Genomic DNA, 1,859 nt, shown 5'->3' with positions numbered 1-1,859 from the left:
GCGATGCCATCGACGCCATCAGCGATGGCCTGGCGTGTCAGGCGCACCAGCTCGCCGGCATCCACGCCCGGGGTGCCGGCGAGTTCCACCTCGACATTCATCGCAGCGGCCGCATCGGTCATGCCCTGGCGCACGACGGTGAAGAACTGCTCCTTTACCGCGATGGTCAGGAAGCGGAATCTGAGTTTGCCCTGACCGGAATTCATGATTCCGCTCCATCTTCTTCAACGAAAACTCCAAAGAAGGCGGACCTCTATTGGTCGTTGTATTTCTTGGACCAGATGTTATCCATCGAGTTGATGGTTGCCGGCGTGCCGATGCGGCCGTTGACGAGGCAGCCCTTGTCGCCGCAGCCGGGATCCTCGCCTTTGGCGATGGCGATCAGGACGCGGTCGAGTTCGCGCGCATGGCCATAGGTGTCCCAAAGCGCAGCGTCGTCGAGATAGCCGCCCTCCATGGCCTTCACCGCTGACGGCATCAGCCCGACCGAGGCGATCCACACATGGTCCGGGTCGCCCTGGGGCTTCCAGCGGCCGATCTTGTCGAGGGCGGATTTCACCGCCGAAAGGGCGAAGTCGCTGGCGACGAACAGGCAGTTGGCATCGGGATGCGCCTTGAAGGCATTGGTCGTGCCGGACAGGAAGAGTTCCGGGTTCCACTCGGTGGGAACCTGCATCAGGTTCTCGACGACGCCGCTATTCGTGGTGACGTCGTTCCAGGCCTTGGAGAAGTTGATGGCATTGGTGTCGACCTGCGATCCCAGCAGTTCGATGCATCTGGCCTTGACGTTGTGCTTCCTGAGGTCCTCGACCAGGGCGGTCGCCGCCAGCTTGGAGTGGGCGTAGCTGTCGGCGCCGACATGCGCTGTCGGCTTGATCGTGGAGGATTCCCGGTCGAAGGTGACGAAGGGAATATCGGCCGCCTTGGCCGCGCGGATCGAAGCGCCGATCGCGGTCCCATCCTTGGCGCGGGCGACGATGACGTCGACGCCCTGGTTGATCAGATCCTCGATGTTGGAGGCCTGCTGCGCCGGGTCGTTGTTGGCGACATTGATGATCCACTTGAAGTGGACCCCCGCCGCGTCGCCCATGGTCACGCTTTCGGACTGGAAATAATCCTCCCAGGCCTGGACCAGCGTATCCTTGGTGTCCCAGGACAGGCCGACGACGAAGTCCTTCGCCAGGGCTGTGCTGGAGCAGAAGAGCGAGGCGGCGAGAATGGCGGCCGCTGCAAGGCCGGTGCGTTCTGCAGAAAGCATGGCGATCTCCCTTGTTCGTTTGAATGGCGTGCGTCTTCACGCTTCTCGTGTCGGGCCGGGCGGTCGGGTTATTTCCGGGATCGAGCGCCTTTGTTGAGCGACGGCTTGAGGGCATCCGCGTACATGGCGATGAAGATGACGGTGCCGCTGACCAGCCGGTAGGCGTAGGGATTGGCGCCCAGATGGTTCAGGCCGTTGCGGATCATCTCGAAGGCGAGGGCGCCGAGGATCACGCCTTGCAGCACCGAGCCGCGGCCGCCGAACAGGCTGATGCCGCCGACCACGATGACCGCGACCGCATTGAATTCGAGCCCGATGCCCATATAGGCGGTGACCGAACCGATCTGCAGCGTGCTCATCAGGCCGCCGACGCTGGCGAGCAGGCCGCACAGCATGAAGTTGCGGAAGACGAGACGGCGGACCGGCAGCCCGATGCGCTGCGCGAGATCGGTGCCGTTGCCGATCGCCGTGAGGTGACGTCCGAAGGTCGTCGACCGGTGCACCACATGCATGGCGATGACGATCGCCAATGCCACGAAGACGTCGATCGGGATGGCGGCGATGCTGAGATCGTTGACCTGCAGGACCGTATCCGGCAGGT

At 63.3% G+C, this 1,859-nt stretch carries 3 protein-coding genes; all 3 read right to left on the bottom strand.

Going from position 1 to position 1,859, the window contains the following annotated elements; all coding sequences use genetic code 11:
* Positions 1–206 (bottom strand): type 1 periplasmic-binding domain-containing protein (locus tag AC3XYG_RS16960; RefSeq protein ID WP_489141027.1); only part of this gene is annotated, 206 nt, incomplete at its 3' end.
* Between the two features lie 47 nt (positions 207–253).
* Complete coding sequence (locus AC3XYG_RS16955; RefSeq protein ID WP_489141026.1) at positions 254–1,258, bottom strand: sugar ABC transporter substrate-binding protein; 1,005 nt, start codon at positions 1,256–1,258, stop codon at positions 254–256.
* A gap of 68 nt (positions 1,259–1,326) precedes the next feature.
* On the bottom strand, positions 1,327–1,859 hold a 533-nt coding region (locus AC3XYG_RS16950; RefSeq protein WP_489141025.1), incomplete at its 5' end, for an ABC transporter permease.

It is taken from the genome of Inquilinus sp. (assembly GCF_057815775.1).
This window is presented reverse-complemented; position numbering and strand designations above follow the sequence as displayed.

Coding starts and splice junctions, on each gene's coding strand:
- AC3XYG_RS16955 (WP_489141026.1), bottom strand. CDS start 1,258: ATGCTTTCTGCAGAACGCACCGGCCTTGCAGCGGCCGCCATTCTCGCC.